A 2832-nucleotide genomic window follows, 5' to 3' on the forward strand; every position below is an offset into this window, starting at 1 on the left:
GGTTACCGTCTGCTCCTACAGCCCAGAAAGTGATGTAGATACCTATGCTGTGATAACGGTGGCACCCAGATGCCGTAAATAAAAAATAATTGCCAGCAGAGGTGAGGTAAATCGTCGGCTCATCCGTGTAGTGCATGAAACTGCGATCAATTCGCATTAACAGCGTTTTCTACATGGGTGCTCACAGCATGAAATCGACGGCGGGCGGTTGGGTCAAACAGTGGCTGGGAGCCTCGGTATTCACGGTGTCTGGGTTGGCCTTGCTGCCCCTGGCGATTGCGCAGGCGCAGGAGCAGCACAGCGCCCAGTTCAATTTTGCCCTGGCGGCCAAGCCGTTGCCCCAGGCGTTGAGTGATTTCAGCCGGGTTACCGGGCTCAGTGTGATCTACACCGATGAAGCGCCCTACGGCATCAACGCCCCGGCGGTCAGTGGGCAGATGAGCGCGACCCAGGCCCTGCAACGTCTGCTGGGCCGTTCCGGTTTCACCTTTCGCCAGATCGACGCCCGTACTCTGGCGCTGGAACCGGTGCCCACCGATGGCGCGGTCAACCTGGGCGCTACCACCATCAGCGGCATCGACTTGACCCAAGCCAGCACCAGCTACCAGCCACCGCCCACCAGTTCGGTGATGCGCTCCCGTGGCTTGCTGCTGGAAACCCCGCAAACCGTGAATGTGGTGCCCGCCCAAGTATTGCGCGATCAACAGCCGCGTAACCTGGATGACGCCCTGGGCAATATCAGTGGTATTACCCAGTCCAACACCCTCGGCAGCACCCAGGACGCGGTGATGCTGCGTGGCTTTGGCGACAACCGTAATGGCTCGATCATGAAAGACGGCATGCCGGTGGTGCAGGGGCGGGCGTTGAACGCCACCGCTGATCGTGTCGAAGTGCTCAAGGGGCCGTCTTCGCTGCTGTACGGCATCCAGGACCCGGGTGGCGTGGTCAATATCGTCAGCAAAAAGCCTGAGCTGGTGCAGTCCACGGCTCTGACCGCGCGTGGTTCAACCTTCGGCAGCGGCAAAAACGGTAGCGGCGGCAACCTCGACACCACCGGGCCCCTCGGTGACAGCGGCTTGGCCTATCGTCTGATCGTGGATCATGAAGACGAAGACTACTGGCGCAACTACGGTACCCATCGCGAGACGCTGGTGGCGCCGTCTCTGGCCTGGTACGGCGATACCACCCAGGTGGTTGTCGCCTATGAACACCGCGAGTTTCTCTCGCCCTTTGACCGTGGCACGGCCATCGACCCCAAGACCCGCCACCCGCTGAACATCCCCGCGACCCGCCGCCTGGATGAGCCGTTCAACAATATGGAAGGGCGCTCCGACCTGTATCGCCTGACCGTCGACCACGATCTGAACGACGACTGGAAGGCCCACTTCGGCTACAGCTGGAACCGCGAAACCTACGACGCCAGCCAGGTGCGCGTGGTCAAGGTCAACCCCAACGGCACCCTGACCCGCAGCATGGATGGCACCCAGGGCGCACTGACCACCGACCGTTTCGCAACCGCAAGCCTTGAAGGCAAGCTGAATGTGGCGGGTATGCAACACGACCTGGTATTCGGCCTGGACGACGAGTACCGCAAGATCTACCGCGCCGACCTGATCCGCCAGGCACCGCGCGGTGTCTTCAATTACAACAACCCCGTGTACGGCAACGAAGTGGCGGGCTCCAACGTCAGCGCGCCGGACAGCAACCAGACGGACCTGCTGCGCAGCGACTCGCTGTTCTTCCAGGATGCGATTCATCTCAACGACCAGTGGATTCTGGTCGGTGGGGCGCGCTATCAAATGTACGATCAATACGCCGGCAAAGGCGTGCCCTTCACCGCCAACACCGATGGCAACGGCCAGAAATGGGTGCCGCGGGCCGGGCTGGTGTACCGCTACACCGATGAACTGTCGTTCTACGGCAGCTACACCGAGTCGTTCAAACCCAACTCCACCATCGCGCCACTGGCCAACAAAACCGTGCTGGATGGTAGCCTCGACCCTGAAGAATCCAAGGCCTGGGAGCTGGGCACCAAGTTCGACCTGCCGGGGCGTATCACCGCCAGTGCGGCGTTGTTCAACATCGACAAACGCAACGTGCTGGTCCAGGTGGGCGAGGGGCTAACCTCGGTCTACAGCGTGGCGGGCAAGGTGCGCTCCCGTGGCCTGGAGCTGGATGCCAGCGGGCAATTGACCGACAAGTGGAGCCTGATCGGCAGCTATGCCTACACCGATGCCGAGGTCACCGACGACCCGACGCTCAAAGGCAAGCGCCTGCAGAACGTGGCGAAAAACACCGGCTCGCTGTCGGCGGTGTATGACTTCGGCACTCTTCTGGGTGGCGATCAACTGCGGGTCGGCGCCGGTGCGCGCTATGTGGGCGAGCGCGCTGGGGATGCGGCCAACAGCTTTGAACTGCCGAGCTATACCGTGGCGGATGTATTTGCCAGCTACGACACGCAACTTGATGGGCAGAAGGTCAAGTTTCAGCTCAACGTGAAGAACCTGTTTGACCGCACCTATTACACCTCTTCGGTGAACACGCAGTTCGTGTCCATTGGCGATGCACGGCAGGTGTCGGTTTCAAGCACGTTGACCTTCTGATTCCTTGTTGCTGGCATTCTTAAGTGGGAGCTGGCTTGCCTGCGATGGTCATAGGGATTTAACAACTCTGAAGCTATCGACGGTAACCACGATGCGAAGCGAGCCGCTCTTGATCTTGATCTGCTTTTGATCTTAGGCGCCCCGTTAAACCACGCTGGCCGGAATTCGACAGGGATTTGGGGGGTAAACCGGCAGGGATGCCGGTTTAGCCGCCCCGCGCCATGGATGG

At 60.6% G+C, this 2832-nt stretch carries 1 protein-coding gene; it reads left to right on the plus strand.

From position 1 onward, the window contains the following. Nucleotides 1-188: 188 nt before the first annotated feature. Nucleotides 189-2603, plus strand: a complete 2415-nt coding sequence (locus A7K61_RS30480) for a TonB-dependent receptor (RefSeq protein WP_069559017.1) — start codon at nucleotides 189-191, stop codon at nucleotides 2601-2603. Nucleotides 2604-2832: the final 229 nt, after the last annotated feature.

It is taken from the genome of Pseudomonas sp. AP42 (genome assembly GCF_001728935.1).
GTDB classification, from domain to species: domain Bacteria; phylum Pseudomonadota; class Gammaproteobacteria; order Pseudomonadales; family Pseudomonadaceae; genus Aquipseudomonas; species Aquipseudomonas lactis.